Below are 17,305 nucleotides of genomic sequence, written 5' to 3' on the forward strand. Positions count from 1 at the left end.
GAGGTGTTTGCATGGATGTCGTGACCGACGACAGCCGTACCGACGCCGCCGAAGCCCGACGCACCCGCCTCGACCCACAGCAGCGTCGGGCACAGCTGATCGACCTGGGTCTCGAACTGCTCGCCGAACGCCCCCTCGAGCAGATCTCCGTCGACGAGGTCGCCGAGCGCGCCGGCGTCTCCCGCGGGCTGCTGTTCCACTACTTCGCTTCCAAACACGACTTCCACGTCGAACTCGTGCGTCACGTCAGCAGGGAACTGGTGGAGTACACCGCCCCCGATGAGGACCTCGAACCGCTCGGGATGCTGCGCGGCACCCTCGTCGCCTACGTCGACTTCGTGACCCGGCGACGCGACATGTACCTGTCGATCCTCAGCGGCGCCACCAGCGGTGACCCCGACATGCGCGCGGTCTTCGAGGACACCCGCACCGCGATGGTCGACCGGACCGTCGCACACCTGCCGATCATCGGCATCGAACCGACCCCCGCGGTGCGGCTCGCGGTCCGCGGCTGGATCGCCTTCGTGGAGGACACCACCATCGCCTGGCTGCGCGACCCCGACCTGAGCCGCGACGAGTTCATCGACCTGGCCGTCGCCGCGTTGCCCGGCGTGGCGCTCGCGGCGCACTCGCTCGCCGGAAACGGCACGGCGTTCAGCGATCCCCTCCGGGAAGATACTCCTGCAGCTTCGTCCTGACGCCCTTCTTCACGAACCCCCAACGGTTCTCGTCGCCGGCGAGGACCGCCTTCGCGACATCGGTGAACTGCTCCCAGGTGGCGTGCGGCGGGATCGGCGGCATATCGGGATCGGTGTACACGTCCAGCACCGTCGGGTGATCCGCGGCCAGTGCGCGCTCCCAGGCCGGTCCGAGTTCCTCGGTGGTCCTGACGGTTTCGGCCCCCAATCCGAGACTCCGTGCGAAGGCGGCATAGTCGACGTCCGGAAGCGTCTGGGACTCCGCGAATTTCGGTGCACCGCCCATCGCACGCATCTCCCAGGTCACCTGGTTGAGATCGTTGTTGTGGATGATCGCGACGATCAGCCGCTGGTCCTCCCACTGCTCCCGGTACCGCTGGACGGTGATGAGCTCGGCCAGACCGTTCATCTGCATCGCACCGTCGCCCGCGAACGCGATCACCGGCCGGTCGGGATGCCCGAACTTCGCGCCGATCCCGTACGGCACGGCCGGGCCCATCGTCGCGAGTGTGCCCGACAGCGAGCCGCGCACGTCACCGCGGAACCGCAGCTGACGCGCATACCAGTTCGCCGCCGACCCGGAATCGGCGGTGACGATCGCGTTCTCCGGTAGTCGCGCCGACAGCTCGGCGAACATCCGCAGCGGATTGACGGCGTCGACCTCGACCTCCGCCTGCTGCTGCATGGTCCGCCACCAGCGCTCGACGTTCCGCTCGATGCCCTCGCGCCAGGAGCGGCCCTCCTTGCGCCGCAACCGGGGGATCAGCGCGTCGAGTGCCGCGGCCGCATCGGCGACGAGCGCGACCTCGGTGGGATAGCGCATTCCGATCCGGTTCGCATCGACGTCGATCTGTACGCAGCGGGCCCGGTCGTATTCCGGCAGGAACTGACTGTAGGGCATGGACGAGCCGACGATGAGCAGCGTGTCGCAGTCGGTCATCATCTCGTGGGTCGGCCGCGTGCCCAGCAACCCGATCGAGCCGGTGACCCAGGGCAGCTCGTCCGACAGCACGTCCTTGCCCAGCAGTGCCTTGGCGGCGCCCGCCCCGAGCAGCTCGGCGACCTGTTCGAGCTGCGCCCGGGCGCCCCGGGCGCCGCTGCCGACGAGCATCGCGACCCTGCTCCCCTCGTTGAGGACGTCCGCCGCCCGCCGGATCGCGTCGTTGTCCGGAGCGATGCGGGGACGCGTGAATCCCAGGCTGGACGGCACCATCTTGAACTCGTGACCCGGGGGAGCGTATTCGAGTTCCTGCACGTCGCCGTGGATGATCACGGCGGTCGGGGTGCGGTACGCGATGGCGGTGCGCATCGCCCGGTCCAGCACGTTCGGTAGCTGCTCGGGCACGGTGACGGTCTCCACGTACGCCGAGGCCACGTCCTTGTAGAGGCTGTGGAGGTCCACCTCCTGCTGGTAGGAGCCACCCATCGCGGAGCGGTCGGTCTGCCCGACGATCGCCACCACCGGCACGTGGTCGAGCTTCGCGTCGTACAGGCCGTTGAGCAGGTGGATCGCCCCGGGACCGGAGGTCGCCACGCACACTCCCACCCGGCCGGTGAACTTCGCGTAACCCACTGCCTCGAAGGCACTCATCTCCTCGTGACGGGACTGGACGAAGGCCGGTTCGTTTCCGGTGCGGGTCCAGGCCGCGAGGATGCCGTTGATGCCGTCGCCCGGATAGCCGAAGACGTGCTCGACCCCCCATTCCCGGAGACGGCGCAGCAGGAAATCGGCGACGGTGGTCTCGGTCATCGGTACTCCTCGTCGGACGATCGGTGTCGTCCGGAGGGTGCCCGTGCCGCCCACCCCGAAACACGGTGCTCGCGAAGTGCCGTGTTTCCGAAGTGCAGTGTTCCCTGAATGCCGCGAGCCGGGCCGGCCGTCCCGGTGAGGGACGAGCCGACCCGGCTCACATGAGAACCGTCAGGGGCCCGAAGGGTCCGAAACGGAGTTTCTAGCGGGCGAACGCCTTCTCGAGGATCTCCTGCTGCTCGACGGCGTGGACCTTGCTCGAGCCGGACGACGGAGCCGACATGGCGCGACGCGAGATCCGCTTGATGCCGGTGAGCTTCTCGGGCAGGAGCTCCGGCAGGGCGAGGCCGAAGAACGGCCAGGCGCCCTGGTTCGCCGGCTCCTCCTGCACCCAGAAGAACTCCTGGGCGTTCGGGTAGCGGTCGAGGACCTCGGCGATGCGGCGGCGCGGCACCGGGTACAGCTGCTCGATGCGGACGATCGCGACGTCGTCGCGGTTCTCCTTCTGCTTCTTCGCCAGCAGCTCCCAGTAGAGCTTGCCGGAGGTCAGCAGCACGCGGGTGGCCTTCGACCGATCCGCCGAGCCGTCCTCGAACGGGATCTCCTCGAGCACCGAGCGGAACTTGCTGTCGGTGAAGTCCTCGACGTTGGAGACCGCGGCCTTGTTGCGCAGCATCGACTTCGGCGTGAACACCACCAGCGGGCGGCGGATGCCGTCGAGGTGGTGACGACGCAGCAGGTGGAAGTAGTTCGCCGGGGTGGACGGCACGGCGACCGTCATCGAACCCTCGGCGCACAGCTGCAGCCACCGTTCGATACGACCCGAGGTGTGGTCCGGGCCCTGGCCCTCGTGGCCGTGCGGCAGCAGCAGCACGACGTCGGAGAGCTGACCCCACTTCGCCTCACCGGACGAGATGAACTCGTCGATGATCGACTGCGCGCCGTTGACGAAGTCGCCGAACTGGGCCTCCCACAGCACGAGCGCGTCGGGGTTGCCCACCGAGTAGCCGTACTCGAAGCCCAGGCCCGCGAACTCGGTCAGCGCCGAGTCGTAGACCATGAAGCGGCCGCCCTTGCCGGACTGCTGGGCCAGCGTGGCGAGCGGGTTGTACTCCGCACCCGTCTTGCGGTCGATGAGCACCGAGTGGCGCTGCGTGAACGTGCCACGGCGCGAGTCCTGACCGGCCAGGCGCACCAGGGCACCCTCCTCGGCCAGTGAACCGAACGCGAGCAGCTCCGCGAACGCCCAGTCGATCTTGCCGTTGCGCGACATCTCGCGACGCTTCTCGATCACCGGCTTGACGCGCGGGTGCACCGTGAAGCCCTCGGGAACGTTGGCGAACGCGTCGCCGATGCGTTCGAGGACGTCCTTGTCCACGGCGGTCTTCAGACGCTGCGGCGGGGTCTGGTCGAGCTCGACCGACTCGGACGGCTCCGGCGGGAACTTCTCGAGTTCGCGCACCTCGTTGAACACCCGCTCCAGCTGGCCCTGGTAGTCGCGCAGGGCGTCTTCCGCTTCCTTGAGCGAGATGTCGCCGCGGCCGATCAGGGCCTCGGTGTAGCTCTTGCGGACGCTGCGCTTGGTGTCGATCACGTCGTACATCGCCGGCTGCGTCATCGACGGGTCGTCGCCCTCGTTGTGGCCGCGGCGGCGGTAGCAGATCATGTCGATGACGACGTCCTTGTGGAACTTCTCGCGGAAGTCCACGGCGAGCTTCGCGACCCACACGCAGGCCTCGGGATCGTCGCCGTTCACGTGGAAGATCGGCGCGCCGATCATCTTCGCCACATCGGTGCAGTACTCGGACGAACGCGAGTGCTCCGGCGCGGTGGTGAAGCCCACCTGGTTGTTGACGACGATGTGCACGGTGCCGCCGGTGCGGTAGCCGCGCAGCAGCGCGAGGTTGAGGGTCTCCGCGACGACGCCCTGGCCGGCGAAGGCCGCGTCGCCGTGCAGCAGCAGCGGCAGGACGGTGAAGCCGTCCTCACCCTTGTCGAGGATGTCCTGCTTGGCGCGGACCAGGCCCTCGAGCACCGGGTTGACCGCCTCGAGGTGCGAGGGGTTCGCGGTGAGCGACACCTTGATGTCGTTGTCGCCGAACATCTGGATGTAGGTGCCCTCGGCGCCGAGGTGGTACTTCACGTCGCCGGAGCCGTGTGCGGCGGCCGGGTTCAGGTTGCCCTCGAACTCGGAGAAGATCTGCGAGTACGGCTTGCCGACGATGTTGGCGAGCACATTCAGGCGACCGCGGTGGGGCATGGCGATCGCGACCTCGTCGAGCTCGTGCTCGGCGGCCTGATCGATGATCGCGTCCATCATCGGGATGACGGACTCGGCGCCCTCGAGCGAGAAGCGCTTCTGGCCGACGTACTTGGTCTGCAGGAACGTCTCGAAGGCCTCGGCGGCGTTCAAGCGGCTCAGGATGTACTTCTGCTGGGCGACCGTCGGCTTGACGTGGTGCGCCTCGACGCGCTCCTGCAGCCACTTCTGCTGCTCGGGCTCGAGGATGTGGGTGTACTCGACACCGACGTGGCGGCAGTACGCGTCGCGCAGCACCGACAGCACGTCGCGCAGCTTCATCTTCTGCTGGCCGTGGAAGCCACCGACGTTGAACTCACGATCGAGATCCCACAGGGTCAGGTCATGGGTCGTGACGTCGAGATCCGGGTGCGAGCGGAACTTGTCGCGCACGAACTGCAGCGGATCGGTGTCGGCCATGAGGTGGCCGCGGCTGCGGTAGGCGGCGATCAGCTCGAGCACACGGGTGTGCTTGTCGACGAGACCTTCCGGGATGTCCTTGCGCCAGCGGACCGGCTCGTAGGGGATGTGCAGGGTGTGGAAGATCTCATCGTAGAAGTCGTCGCTGATGAGCAGCTCGTGGACCTTCTTGAGGAACTCACCCGACTCCGCACCCTGGATGACCCGGTGGTCGTAGGTGGAGGTCAGCGTCAGGAGCTTGCCGATGCCCATCTCCGCGATCCGGGCCTCGGACGCGCCCTGGAACTCGGCGGGGTACTCCATCGCGCCGGCACCGATGATGGCGCCCTGGCCCTGCATCAGACGCGGAACCGAGTGCACGGTGCCGATGCCGCCCGGGTTGGTCAGCGAGATCGTGACACCCGAGAAGTCGTCGCCGGTGAGCTTGCCGTCGCGGGCGCGGCGCACGATGTCCTCGTAGGCCGAGTAGAACTGCGCGAAGTTCATCGTCTCGCAGTTCTTGATGGCCGCCACGACGAGCGAGCGCTGCCCGTTCTTGCCGGGCAGGTCGATGGCGAGACCGAGGTTCGTGTGCGCGGGCACGACGAGGTTCGGCTTGCCGTCGATCTCGGCGAAGTGGTTGTTCATGTTCGGGTACGCCTTGACCGCCTGGACGATCGCGTAGCCGAGGATGTGCGTGAACGAGACCTTGCCGCCCCGGGTGCGGGCGAGGTGGTTGTTGATGACGATGCGGTTGTCGAACATCAACTTCGCGGGCACGGCGCGAACGCTGGTGGCCGTCGGGATCGACAGCGAGGCGTTCATGTTCTTCGCAACGGCAGCAGCAGCGCCGCGGAGAACCTTCTTCTCCTCAGCGGTCTGACCCGTCGGGGCCGCCGCCGGCTTGGTGGCCGGGGCGGAAGGCTTGGTCTCCGCCTTCTGGGCGGGTGCCGCCGCAGGCTTCGGAGCGGCCTTGGGTGCGGCCGGGGCTGCTGCGGGGGCGGAAGAAGTCGTGGGGGCCGGCGCGGGCTTCTGGCTCGGCGCGGGCGTCTCTGTCGTGGCGGTCTCGGAGCCGTTGGTACCTCCGGCGACCGCGGTTTCCGGCGAATAGTCGGTGAGGAACTCGTGCCAGCTCGCATCCACGGACGAAGGATCGTCCTGGAAGCGCTGGTACATCTCGTCAACCAACCACTGGTTTTGTCCGAATTGTGATGTAGAGCTGCTGCTCACGGCAGTTGTTCGCCTCGTTTCTTTCTTCGGTACCCGATCGGAGCGCCTGTGTTCATGAGGCTAGCCCGTAACATGTGACGACCCGAACTGGCTGGGCAGGCACGTGGGCGACCTCACAATCTCGGTGCGATGGGGTCTCCATCGATGACGGTTCTCGGCTGCCGATTATTCCCTGTGCGGCCCGTCCTTGCAGTACGCACCCCGGCACAAACGTGACGACTATCTCAGTCTCTGCTCGCCGTGAACGCCTCGAGCGGCGCGTCCGGCGTCTCCGGAACGAGATCTCCGGTGGCGAGCTGCCACAGAGTGGTGTACAGACCACCGGCCCGGCGCAGCTCCTCGTGCGGCCCGCACTCGACGATCCGGCCGTCGTCGACCACCACCACGAGGTCGGCCCGCGCCGCCGTGGCGAGCCGGTGCGCGACGATCACCGCGGTGCGCGACCGTGTCACCCGGGCACCGGCCTCGAGCACCGCCCGTTCCGTCGCCGGGTCGAGGGTCGCGGTCGCCTCGTCGAGCAGCAGCAGATCCGGATCCACCAGTTCCGCGCGCGCGAGCGCGAGCAGCTGACGCTGCCCCGCCGACAGGCCCTGCCCACGCTCCCCGACGGGATGATTCATCCCGCCCGGCAGCGCCGCGATCGTGTCCAGCGCCCCCACGGCCCGGGCGGCGGCCTCGATCTCCTCGCGCGAGGCGTCGGGCCGCCCGTAGGCGATGTTGCTCGCCACCGTGCCCGTGAACAGGTGCGCCTCCTGCGGCACCACCCCGAGCCGGCGGCGGTAGTCGCGCAGCCGGTAGCGGCGCAGGTCGGTGTCGTCCACCAGCACCGCACCCGAGGCCGGGTCGTAGAAGCGGGCGAGCAGCTTGACCACCGTCGACTTCCCGGCGCCGGTCCGCCCCACCAGCGCCACCGTCGACCCGGCGGGGATCGACAGGTCCACCCCGGACAGCGCCTCGCGTTCGGCGTCGCGGTACCGGAACCCCACCTCGCGCAGTTCCACCTCGCCCCGCAGCCGCCCTGTGATCGCCACCTCGCCGGTCGTGGCCGTCTCCAGCGAACTCTCGGTCCGGAGCAGATCGCCGATCCGGCGCAACCCGACCCGGGCCTGCTGGTAACCGTCGAACACCTGCGACAGCTGCTGGATGGGCGCGAACAGCAGGTTCAGGTACAGCACGAACGCGATCAGCACGCCCGGCCCGATCTCACCCGACGCTACCTGCCGGGCCCCGATCAGAACGACGGCGGCGAGCGCGAGATCCGACAGCAGCGTGATGAACGGGAAGTACAGCGAGATCGCCCGCTGCGACCGCATGCGGCTGCGCCGGTAGGCGTCGGCGCGTTCGGCGAAGCGGCGGGCCGCAGTCTTCTCCCGGCGGTACGCCTGGGCCGCGCGCAGACCGGTGACGTTCTCCTGGAAATCTGCGTTGACCAGTGAGATCCGCTCCCGGGACTGCGCGTAGGCGGTGCCCGAGACCCGGCGGAACCACAGGGTCGCGCCGGCCAGCACCGGCAACACCGCGAGCACCACCAGCGCCAGCGCCGCGTCGGTCACGATCAACGCCACCGAGATGCCGGTCAGGGTCAGCACCGCCACCACCGCGGTGGACAGCCCGGTCTGGATGAACTGCGACAACGCGTCCACGTCGGTGGTCATCCGGGTCATGATGCGGCCGGACAGCTCGCGCTCGTAGTAGTCGAGGCCGAGTCGCTGCAGGTGCGCGTAGCTGCGCACCCGCAGCCCGAACAGCACCCGCTCGCCGGCGCGGGCGGTGAGCACCGTGAGCACCGCGACGGCCAGCCAGCCGAGCAGCGCCAGCAGCACACCCCCGGCCGCCGCCTGCCACAACCGTCCCGGATCACCGGCCGTGACCCCGCGGTCGACGGCGAACCGCACCAGCGAGGGGAACCCGATGGAGGCGAGCGATTCGACCGCCAGGCACAGCACCACGGCGGTCAGCAGCCACCGCACCGGGCGCAGCGTCGTGCGCAGCCGGAACTCCGGGTCGGGCCGCCGCAGCGCCTCGGACCGCAGCTCCGGGGCGCGCCCGGGGGTCTCGCGGGCCGGGGGCAGCGCGGCCACCGCAGCCCGCAGCTCGGGGGTCGGGGCGATCGCACCGAGCGCACCCGAGACCGGCCCGCCGCCCCGTCCGCCGCGCGGTCCGCCGGACCCGGCCGGGGCATCCGTGCTGCGGGGGACCGGTCCGTCGTCCCCCTCGACGGCCGGCCACAGTTCATCCGGCTCCGGGGCCGGTGCCGGGGCGGCGGGTTCCGCGTCGTCGGCCGACAGCAGCCGCCGGAAGGCGGGACTGCGGGCGTCGAGTTCCTCCACCGTGCCGATGTCCACGATTCGTCCGCCGTCGAGGACGGCGACCCGGTCGGCCAGGGACAGGGTGGAGCGGCGGTGGGCGAGGACGAGCGTCGTGCGGCGCCGGCCCGCCCGCAACGCCCCGTAGATCGCGGCCTCGGTCTCGGCGTCCACCGCCGAGGTGGCGTCGTCGAGGATCAGCACCCGCGGATCGACGAGCAGGGCCCGGGCCAGCGCGACACGCTGCCGCTGCCCACCCGACAACGTCAGGCCGCGTTCACCGACCTCGGTGTCGTAACCCTCGGGCAGCGCCTCGACGAACTCGTCGGCGCGGGCCGCGGCCGCCGCCGCCCGGATCTCCTCGGCCGACGCGTCGGGCCGGCCGAGCGCAATGTTGGAGGCGACGCTGTCGGAGAACAGGAAGGGTTCGTCGAAGACGAGACCGACGGCTCCGCGCAGGTCGTCGGCGCGGAGCGAGGCCACGTCGATCTCGCGGCCCCCGGAGGTCAGGCACACCGCCCCACTGCGCGGCGCGTAGAAGCGGGGGAGCAGCAACGACAGCACCGTCTTGCCCGACCCGGCGGGACCGACGATCGCGACGGTCTCACCCGGCGCGATCTCGAGGTCGAGGCCGCGCAACACGTCGCGGTCGTCGAAGCCGAAGGTCACGTCGCGGAAGCGGACCCCGAGGGGACCGTCCGGCAGCGGTGCCGGGTGCGGCGGGTCGGCGACCTCCGGTTCGGTGTCGATCACCTCGTAGACCCGCTCGACGGCCGCACGCGACAGCTGCGCCATGATCACCACCGACGACAGGGTGCGGGTCGTCGCGGTCATCGTCGACACGTAGGCGGTGAACGCCACGAAGGTGCCCACGGTGATCGTGCCCTCGAGCGCGAGCCAGCCGCCCAGCGCGATGGTCGCGACGAGCCCGAGCTGGGGGATCGCACCCATCGGCGCGGTGAACCACGAATTGATGCGCGCGGCCCGCAGCCGCTCGGCGTAGAGCTGCCGGCCGAGGTCCTCGAGGCGGTCGACGGCGCGGGACTCCTGCCCGAAGCCCTTCACCACCCGCACCCCGGTGACCGTCTCCTCGACGTGCTGGGCGAGATCGGCGGCGCGTTGCTGCGCCGACCACGTCGCCGCGAAGAGCCTGGGCCGCACGATCCGCACGATCGCCACGATGATCGGCACCGTCACCACCGCGATCAAGGTCAGCGGCGGCGACAGCGACGTCATGATCACCAGGGCGAGCACCAGCTGCAGCAGAGCTCCGGCCGACATGGGCACCATCGCCAGCAATCCCTGTACGAGCTGCAGGTCGGTGATGGAACGGGAGACCACCTGGCCGGTGCGGATCCGGTCCTGGCCGTGGCCGTCGAGGCGCTGCAGCGACCCGAGCAGCCGCAGCCGCAGGTCGTGCTGCACGTTCAGCGACAGGCGCCCGGCAAGCATCCGCCGCCCGTACTGGCACGCGAACCGCACGAGCGCACCGGCGGCGATCGCCCCGGCCGCGAGACCGATCAGGCGCAGATCGTCGGCGGGCACGCGGCCCTGGCCGGTGGCGCTGTCGAGGGCGACCTTCGTCAGCAGCGGGAAGGTGATGTCGATCAGGGCCGCGACGATCGTGACGGCGAGTGCCCCGACGGCGGTGTGGCGGTGGTTCAGGCACTCGGCAAGGAGCCGGGAGATCCATCCGGGAGTACGGGACACGTCGTCAGCCATCGCTCTCGACAGTAGCGCCGAGTGGTGACAGGCAGCGCCGAGCGGTGACGGCCGGATCGGTCAGACGACGTCGCGGGTGCGGGTGCGCCACCAGCCCAGCCCGCACAGCAGCGCGGTCCACAGGACGAGCACGAGCGGCGCGACCGGCCACGCCACCTCGAGTACGACCTCGTCGGGGGAGGTCGCCGCCGAGAACAGGGTGTACCAGGTGACCTGGGCGGGCAGATAGGGAGCGACCCCACCGAGACCGAGGCCGTGCAGGATCAGCGAGACGATCAGCTCCCCGAACGGAACCCACACGCACAGGGCCAGGACGCTGCCGGTCGTGGAGCGGGTGAGCAGACCCAGCCCCGCGCCGATGAGCGACCACAGGGCGGTGCACACCAGCCCGATGCCCAGGACCGTGCCGACGGCACCGAACACCTCACCGTCGAAACCACCCCCGAACAGCAGGAGTGTCACCACCGAGGACAGCGACGTGATGATGCAGTACAGCATCCCCACGACCGCGGCGGTGACGAGTTTCGCGGCGATCACCCCGTCCCGGCCGCGTGCGGTGAGGAAGGTCGGCACGACGGTGCGGTGCTGGAACTCGCTGCCGGTCTCCACGGCCCCGAACACCGCGGCGAACAGGAACACCAGCGCGAGGGACAGGGAGGTGCCGACGGCGGCGGCCACCGCCTCGGCGAAACCGGTGGAGGTGCCGAATCCGAAACCGTCCTCGATCTGGCGGGCGATGGGGAGGGTGAGAGCGCCGCAGAACAAGCCGACGAGCAGGGGTGCGATCCCGAGGATCCACCAGTAGCGCAGACTCGTCACCTTGCGGAACTCGGCGGTCAGCAGTGCGGTCATGGTCTCGGCCCCTCCGGTCCGGTCGGTGGGTGCGGGTTCGGTGGGGGTGGGCCCTGCGGGTGCGGATTCGGGGCCGGCGGTCCGTAGGGACCCGGGGGTCCGTAGGGACCCGGGGGTCCGTACTGCGCCCGCGGGTCCCACTGCTGCTGTTGTGCCCACTGCTGCTGTTGTGCCCACTGTGGAGGTGGTCCCCAGGTCTGCTGGGGCTGCGAGTGATGGGGCTGCTGCGGATAGGGGGACTGCTGCTGGTACTGGGCCGACGGGTGGTGGGCCGCGGCGTACCGCCCGGCGGTCATCGACAGGTACACCTGCTCGAGATCGACGTGCTCGACGCTGGTGCCGAACAGGGTCACCCCGGTCTCCCGGGCGATCGCGGCGATGCCGTCGGGATCGATCCCGGCCACGGCGAGACGGCCGTCCTGCTGCACCTGCGCGTCGGTGTACCCGGCGGCGGCCAGGGCGGTGGCGAGCAGCGCGGGATCGGAGGCCGCGACGAACACCCGGGAGCGGTGCGCCTCGCGCAGATCCGCCATGCTGCTCTCGGCCACCAGCGTGCCGTTGCCGATGATCACGAGACGGTCGGCCATCTGCTCGACCTCCCGCAGGATGTGACTCGAGATCAGCACCGTCCCGCCGTTGCGGGCGAAGGCGACCAGGAAGTCGCGCAGCCAGGCCATCCCCTCGGGATCGAGGCCGTTCGCGGGCTCGTCGAGCACCAGATACCGCGGCCGGCCCAGCAGTGCCGTCGCCAGCGCCAGGCGCTGACGCATACCGAGGGAGAACTCCCCGACACGGCGGTTGCCCACCGATGCCAGGCCGACGAGTTCGAGCATCTCCCGCGCCCGCGCGTCGGGCACCCCGATCGCGGCGCAGTAGACGCGCAGGTGCGCCACGGCGGTGTGCTTGGGGTGGGCGCTGTTCGCGTCGAGGACCGCCCCGACGACCTGCGCCGGGGACTCCAATTGCGCGAACGGCGTCCCGTCGACGAAGGCACTTCCGGCGGTGGGGCGGACGAGGCCGAGCAGCATGCCCAGGGTGGTGGTCTTGCCCGAGCCGTTGGGGCCGAGGAAACCGGTGATCGACCCGGGCGGCACCGAGAACGAGAGGTTCGACACGGCGGTGTGTTCACCGAACACCTTGGTCAGTCCGTGCACGACGATGCCGGCAGGCGGTGCAGTGGTGCCGGCAGGCGGTGCTGTCACAGGCGCGACCCCCGTTTCTCGCGTTGCGCCGCGGCGTCCTGTCGCGGTCGCCGAGAGCTTACGTCCACGACGCGGACCGGACGGTACGGCGAAGACCGTCCGCGCGTCACGCCGGGGCGTCATTCCAGGAAGGGCAGAACCACGTCGAGGAACTCCTGCGGTGCGTCGAGATGGGGACAGTGCCCGGCGTCGGGGATGATCACCACGCGCCGGGTCCCATCGGCGTCTACTCGCCGCGCCGCGTTCGCCGGGGTGAGGCGATCCCGGGCACCCCACACCAGCAGGGCGGGCATGTCCAGGGCGTGCACCATCTCCGGGATCGGCAGGCGCCCCAGCTCGTGGATGGCGTGCCGGCCCACCGACAGCAGCGCGTCGACCTGCCGGCGGGTCGCGAAGTTGGCGCTGAACGCGGTCCGCACCGCACGGTCGAGACTTCCGGGCCGGTGCACCGCCGCCCGCGCGTACAACGCCCCGATGGTGCGCTGCACGAGCGGCGCGGGCACGGGCCGGGTCAGCAGCCGCGACAGCTCGACGGGCAGCCGCGCCCCGCGCGTCCAGAGGCGGGGGATCCCGGCGACCCCCGGCATGTCGGACAGCACCACCCGCCGCACCCGCGCCGGGCGGGCGGAGGCGTAGACCAGGGAGGTGACGGCACCGAGGGAGTTGCCGATCAGCGACACCGGCTTCTCGGTCCCGGCGAGGAGGTCGTCGAGGACGTCGACGTAGTGGTCGAACAGGGGCGCCGTCCAGTGCTCGGCGCTGCGGCCGAAACCGGGAAGGTCGACGGCGAGCACGCGGTAGCGCTCGGAGAGCGTGGGGGCGACCCGGCACCACGTCCCGCTGTGGTCGGAGAAGCCGTGCAGTAGAACGACGGTGTGGTCGCCGGTGCCCGTCTCCCGTACGTACACCTCGCCCTTCGGCACGGTCAGCCCTTCGGCACCGTCACGTCGCCCCCGAGTCCCGGGCCGGTCGCGGCGGGCAGGACCCGCAGCGGGGTGGGCCAGGCGGCCGGGGGCGGACCGAAGGCGTCACGGGCGTTCTCGATGGTGCGCTTGCCGAGCGCGCGGTTGCCCATGCCGCCGACCGCCGCACCGACACCGGCGGGCAGGAGTTTGCCGATCAGCAGCGGGCTGCGCTTGGCGAAGTAGCGGCGGATGAACTTCTTCACCAGCGAGTTGTTGAGGGCCTTCAACTGCCCGCTCGCCGCACCGGAGGTGAGCACCCTGGGCCAGTTGCGCAGCGACGCGCCCGTCGCCGTCGCGACCAGTTCCTTCCCGACGTCGCCGAGCGACACCGCGAGGACCAGTGCGCGGCGCTGTTCGTGGTCGTGGGGTTCGATGCCGTGCACGGAGGCGATGGCCAGGGTGAGCAGGGAGGAGGCCTCGAAGAAGAAGGCGGTCTCGGCGCCCACTGCGCCGATCGCGGCCAGGGTGCCGACACCGGGGAAGGCCGCGGTCGCGCCGGCGGCCGAACCGCTGCCCGTGACGCTGAGCAGGAACTGCTTCTCGAGCCGCTCGATGATCTGCGCGGGGGACTCGTCCGGATGGGAGCGCCGCAGCAGGTCGACGTACTTCGCCACGGCCGGGCCCTGCAGCCGTGCCCCGTTGTCGAGCATCTTGACGACGAAGGTCTCCGCCACGCCTGCTCTCTTGTTCATCGTGCCCCCGTCCTCGTCGTGCACCGTCCTCCGGAGCGGTGCTCGCCCGGTCTGTGCTCGCTAACCTGGTCGTATGACCGGGTCCGCAGCGGCCGGTGTCGCGGAGGGTGTCCGCCGCCGCCCGGCGCCGCTACTGACACCCTACGTACGTCGTTACGAAGCGTATCGGCTCGAAGGGTTCCCTCCGGGTGTTCACCTGGGAATGCCCGCACCCGAGATCACCGTCGTGGTCGGCATCTCCCGGCCCGTCGAGCTGTCCCGCGGCGAGGGGCGGCCACCGGACCGGTTCGATACTCTCGCCGGGGGCCTGTCGACGTGGCCGGTGCCGATCGTGCACGACGGGAACCAGCACGGCATCCAGCTCTCGTTGACCCCCGCCGGGGCGCGGACCCTGCTCGGAGTGCCCGCGGCGGCCCTCGGTTCGTGGGTGGTCGATCTCGAGGATCTTCTCGGCGCCATCGGCCGGGAGCTCTCCGACGGGATCACCACCGCACCGGACTGGGAGACCCGGTTCGAGCTCCTCGACCGGATCCTCACGCGCCGCCTGGCGTCGGCTCCGCGGCCCGAACCGGAACCGGAGCTGACCCGCGCCTGGCATCTGCTCGTGTGCGATCCGACCCGACCGGTGCAGGAGGTCGCCGACGACATCGGCTGGAGCAGAAGGTATCTCGCGAAGAAAGCAGTCGCCGAGTTCGGGCTCTCCCCCAAGGACCTCGCCCGCCTGTCGCGATTCGACCGCTCCCGCCGGCTGTTGCGGGCACAGCCGCACCGGTGGCTCGCGGACGTCGCCGCGACCTGCGGTTTCTACGATCAGGCGCATCTGGCCCGCGAATGGCGCGATCTGGGTGGGCTGCCCCCGTCCCGCTGGCTCGCCGAGGAGGTGTTCCCATTCGTCCAAGACGTCGACGGTGTCGGCGGCGAACACTGGGAGTCATGACGAACACGACGCATTCCGCAACCACGACTCCGGCCGTCCTCGCCGACGCGGTGTGGCCGTGCCTGACCTACAGCGACGCCCGCGCCGCGATCCGGTTCCTCGTCGGGACACTGGGTTTCGTCGAGTCCGCCGTGTACGGCGAGGGTGAGAGCGTCGAGCACGCCGAACTCCTCTGGCCGCACGGCGGGGGAGTGATGCTCGGCTCGGCCGGCCGCGGATCACCTCTCGACCCGCACGCCGATGCCGGGAACGTTTACCTGATCGCTCCCGACCCGGCCACCGTCGACACGCTGTACGAGAAGGTGCTCGCGTCCGCCCGGGCCGAGGACCCCGTCGTCCGGGCGCGCGTGACGGTCGAACTGTGCGACGAGGACTACGGTTCGCACGGATTCACCTGCCGCGACCCGCACGGCGTGTACTGGAGCATCGGCACCTACCGCCCGCCCCGCTGACGCCTACGAGACCGGTTCGGTCACCGTGTGCGCGGCGGGCACGACCTCGGCGGCCGACGGCGGGGGAGGCGGGGTGCCGTCGCCGAACGGCCGCCCGCCGAGCGCCTCGCGCCCGTGCGGGGTGAGCCAGGACGACAGATCCGGCCCCTTGGGCACGATCCGCGTCGGATTGATGTCGGTGTGCACCAGGTAGTAGTGCTGCTTGATCTGCACGAAGTCGACGGTGTCCCCGAAACCGGGGGTCCGGAACAGATCCCGCGCGTAGGCCCACAGCGCCGGGAAGTCGACCAACCGGTTCCGGTTGCACTTGAAGTGGCCGTGGTAGACGGCGTCGAACCGCACCAGGGTCGTGAACAGTCGCACGTCGGCCTCGGTGATCGTCTCTCCTACCAGATAGCGTTGCGCCCCGAGCCGTTCCTCGAGCCAGTCCAGGCGCGCGAACAACCGGTCGAAGGCCTCCTCGTAGGACTCCTGCGAACCGGCGAAACCGCACCGGTACACCCCGTTGTTGACGTCCTCGTAGATCACCCGGGCGACCTCGTCGATCTCGTCCCGCAACGGTTCCGGATACAGATCCGGGGCGCCCTCGCGGTGGAACTGCGTCCACTCGGTGGACAGATCCAGGGTGAGCTGCGCGTAGTCGTTCGTCACCACCTGCCCGGTGGGCACGTCGACCACTGCCGGGACGGTGATGCCCCGGTCGTATCCGGGGAAACGCGCGCAGTAGGCGTCCTGCAGGCGCGGGATGCCCAGCACCGGGTCGACCCCGCCCGGGTCGAGATCGAAGGTCCAGCTGCGCTCGTCGTGGGTCGGGCCGCACAGCCCCAGCGACAACGCGTCCTCGAGCCCGAGCAGCCGCCGCACGATCAGCGCGCGGTTCGCCCAGGGGCACGCCCGCGCGGCGACGAGCCGGTACCGCCCGGCCTCCACCGGATACCCGTCGCGTCCGTCCGCGGTGATCCGCGTGGCGATGTAGCGGGTGTCGCGTGTGAACTCCGCGCCCGGCTCGACGTACTTGTTCTCGGCCACCTACGTACCTTCTCTCGGAATCGGGGTCACCGGCCGGGGGACAGCCGGACCGTCACGAGGGTTCCCCAGATGTCGTATCCCGACACCGCCGCGACCGCCCGGGCTCCCCGGTTGTCGCGGCGGACCCGGGCCAGCGGCACGAGACCGGAATCGAGCGCGTCGTGCGTCGCCAGCGTGGTCACCGTCGCCGCGAGACCCAGGCGGCGCACCTCCGGCGCCGCCACGACCCGCACGTCGGCGAGCAGCGACCCGAGTTCCCGGTGGGCCGCCCCGGCGAGGGGCCGGTGGTCGTCGTCCAGCAACACGAACGCGTGGGTGGGCGGGCTCGCGGTCAGCTCGGTCTCGGTGGCGTCGTCGGGCGGGCAGCGGCGCAGCAGCTCCGCGAGGTCCCCGGGATCGTGGGAGATCAGCGGGTTCTCCACGCGGGTCGCGTCGACCCAGTCGGTGCACAGGCACAGCAGTTCGGTACGTCCGGCGTGCCCGCCGACGAGGCTCTCCGCGCGGGGTGCGTCGAGGTCGGCGTGGTCGCCCGCCGCTTCGAGCCGGGACACCGCCTCGGACGGGCCGACGATCGCGGTCGAGGCGCCGGCGACGAGCAGCCGCACCTCGTCGGCCGAGTCGTCGATGCGGGTGGTGCAGCCGGGTTCGGCCAGGGCGTGATCGGGTAGCCCCAGGGCGCGGCACCAGGCCAGGGCAGCGATGCTCGAGATGTGTGGGTCCACCCCGCTACCGTAGGACTCCTACGAAAGAAGAGACTCCGGTGAGCGAAACC

General features: G+C 70.4%; 12 protein-coding genes. 3 read left to right on the top strand and 9 right to left on the bottom strand.

All coding sequences use genetic code 11. The features are described 5' to 3' along the window. The first annotated feature begins 11 nt into the window (after positions 1 to 11). Complete coding sequence (locus tag OED52_RS05985; RefSeq protein ID WP_264153755.1) at positions 12 to 698, top strand: TetR/AcrR family transcriptional regulator; 687 nt, start codon at positions 12 to 14, stop codon at positions 696 to 698. Here OED52_RS05985 and OED52_RS05990 read toward each other — a convergent pair. The 7 genes from OED52_RS05990 to OED52_RS06020 all read right to left on the bottom strand — a co-directional run bounded on the left by OED52_RS05990 (position 655) and on the right by OED52_RS06020 (position 14,115). Further along, on the bottom strand, positions 655 to 2,448 hold the full coding sequence (locus OED52_RS05990; protein WP_264153756.1) for a thiamine pyrophosphate-requiring protein: 1,794 nt from the start codon (positions 2,446 to 2,448) through the stop codon (positions 655 to 657). The genes OED52_RS05985 and OED52_RS05990 overlap by 44 nt on opposite strands. Before the next feature lie 202 nt (positions 2,449 to 2,650). Continuing rightward, complete coding sequence (locus OED52_RS05995) at positions 2,651 to 6,322, bottom strand: multifunctional oxoglutarate decarboxylase/oxoglutarate dehydrogenase thiamine pyrophosphate-binding subunit/dihydrolipoyllysine-residue succinyltransferase subunit (RefSeq protein WP_413247748.1); 3,672 nt, start codon at positions 6,320 to 6,322, stop codon at positions 2,651 to 2,653. A gap of 278 nt (positions 6,323 to 6,600) precedes the next feature. Then, positions 6,601 to 10,404 carry an ABC transporter ATP-binding protein gene (locus tag OED52_RS06000; protein ID WP_264153758.1) on the bottom strand — a complete coding sequence of 1,268 codons (3,804 nt, stop codon included), beginning with the start codon at positions 10,402 to 10,404 and terminating at the stop codon, positions 6,601 to 6,603. A 60-nt stretch (positions 10,405 to 10,464) separates the two neighbouring features. Further along, on the bottom strand, positions 10,465 to 11,256 hold the full coding sequence (locus tag OED52_RS06005) for an ABC transporter permease (RefSeq protein ID WP_264153759.1): 792 nt from the start codon (positions 11,254 to 11,256) through the stop codon (positions 10,465 to 10,467). Next, complete coding sequence (locus tag OED52_RS06010; RefSeq protein ID WP_413247722.1) at positions 11,253 to 12,458, bottom strand: ABC transporter ATP-binding protein; 1,206 nt, start codon at positions 12,456 to 12,458, stop codon at positions 11,253 to 11,255. Before OED52_RS06010 ends, OED52_RS06005 begins: the two co-directional genes overlap by 4 nt. Positions 12,459 to 12,577: 119 nt before the next feature. Further along, the gene (locus tag OED52_RS06015) at positions 12,578 to 13,381 is read right to left on the bottom strand and encodes an alpha/beta fold hydrolase (protein ID WP_264153760.1); all 804 of its coding nucleotides are present in this window, start codon (positions 13,379 to 13,381) and stop codon (positions 12,578 to 12,580) included. Between the two features lie 2 nt (positions 13,382 to 13,383). Beyond that, positions 13,384 to 14,115 carry a hypothetical protein gene (locus OED52_RS06020; protein WP_264153761.1) on the bottom strand — a complete coding sequence of 244 codons (732 nt, stop codon included), beginning with the start codon at positions 14,113 to 14,115 and terminating at the stop codon, positions 13,384 to 13,386. A 73-nt stretch (positions 14,116 to 14,188) separates the two neighbouring features. Here OED52_RS06020 and OED52_RS06025 point away from each other — a divergent pair, with 73 nt between their 5' ends. Next, complete coding sequence (locus OED52_RS06025) at positions 14,189 to 15,052, top strand: helix-turn-helix domain-containing protein (protein WP_264153762.1); 864 nt, start codon at positions 14,189 to 14,191, stop codon at positions 15,050 to 15,052. Continuing rightward, positions 15,049 to 15,504, top strand: a complete 456-nt coding sequence (locus OED52_RS06030) for a VOC family protein (RefSeq protein WP_264153763.1) — start codon at positions 15,049 to 15,051, stop codon at positions 15,502 to 15,504. The genes OED52_RS06025 and OED52_RS06030 overlap by 4 nt, the downstream gene beginning before the upstream one ends. Positions 15,505 to 15,507: 3 nt before the next feature. Here OED52_RS06030 and OED52_RS06035 read toward each other — a convergent pair whose 3' ends face one another. Then, a complete protein-coding gene (locus OED52_RS06035; RefSeq protein ID WP_264153764.1) occupies positions 15,508 to 16,533 on the bottom strand; it encodes a glutathione S-transferase family protein in 1,026 nt (341 codons plus the stop codon). 26 nt (positions 16,534 to 16,559) lie between these two features. After that, the gene (locus tag OED52_RS06040) at positions 16,560 to 17,255 is read right to left on the bottom strand and encodes a GNAT family N-acetyltransferase (protein WP_264153765.1); all 696 of its coding nucleotides are present in this window, start codon (positions 17,253 to 17,255) and stop codon (positions 16,560 to 16,562) included. Positions 17,256 to 17,305 lie beyond the last annotated feature (50 nt).

This window comes from Rhodococcus sp. Z13 (assembly GCF_025837095.1).
Lineage (GTDB): Bacteria > Actinomycetota > Actinomycetes > Mycobacteriales > Mycobacteriaceae > Rhodococcus > Rhodococcus sacchari.

What these genes read in the sequence shown, in the direction of transcription:
- OED52_RS06025 (WP_264153762.1), top strand. Translation starts at nt 14,189, where the DNA reads ATGACCGGGTCCGCAGCGGCCGGTGTCGCGGAGGGTGTCCGCCGCCGC.
- OED52_RS06020 (WP_264153761.1), bottom strand. Translation starts at nt 14,115, where the DNA reads ATGAACAAGAGAGCAGGCGTGGCGGAGACCTTCGTCGTCAAGATGCTC.
- OED52_RS06005 (WP_264153759.1), bottom strand. Translation starts at nt 11,256, where the DNA reads ATGACCGCACTGCTGACCGCCGAGTTCCGCAAGGTGACGAGTCTGCGC.
- OED52_RS05995 (WP_413247748.1), bottom strand. Translation starts at nt 6,322, where the DNA reads ATGTACCAGCGCTTCCAGGACGATCCTTCGTCCGTGGATGCGAGCTGG.
- OED52_RS06030 (WP_264153763.1), top strand. Translation starts at nt 15,049, where the DNA reads ATGACGAACACGACGCATTCCGCAACCACGACTCCGGCCGTCCTCGCC.
- OED52_RS05985 (WP_264153755.1), top strand. Translation starts at nt 12, where the DNA reads ATGGATGTCGTGACCGACGACAGCCGTACCGACGCCGCCGAAGCCCGA.
- OED52_RS05990 (WP_264153756.1), bottom strand. Translation starts at nt 2,448, where the DNA reads ATGACCGAGACCACCGTCGCCGATTTCCTGCTGCGCCGTCTCCGGGAA.
- OED52_RS06000 (WP_264153758.1), bottom strand. Translation starts at nt 10,404, where the DNA reads ATGGCTGACGACGTGTCCCGTACTCCCGGATGGATCTCCCGGCTCCTT.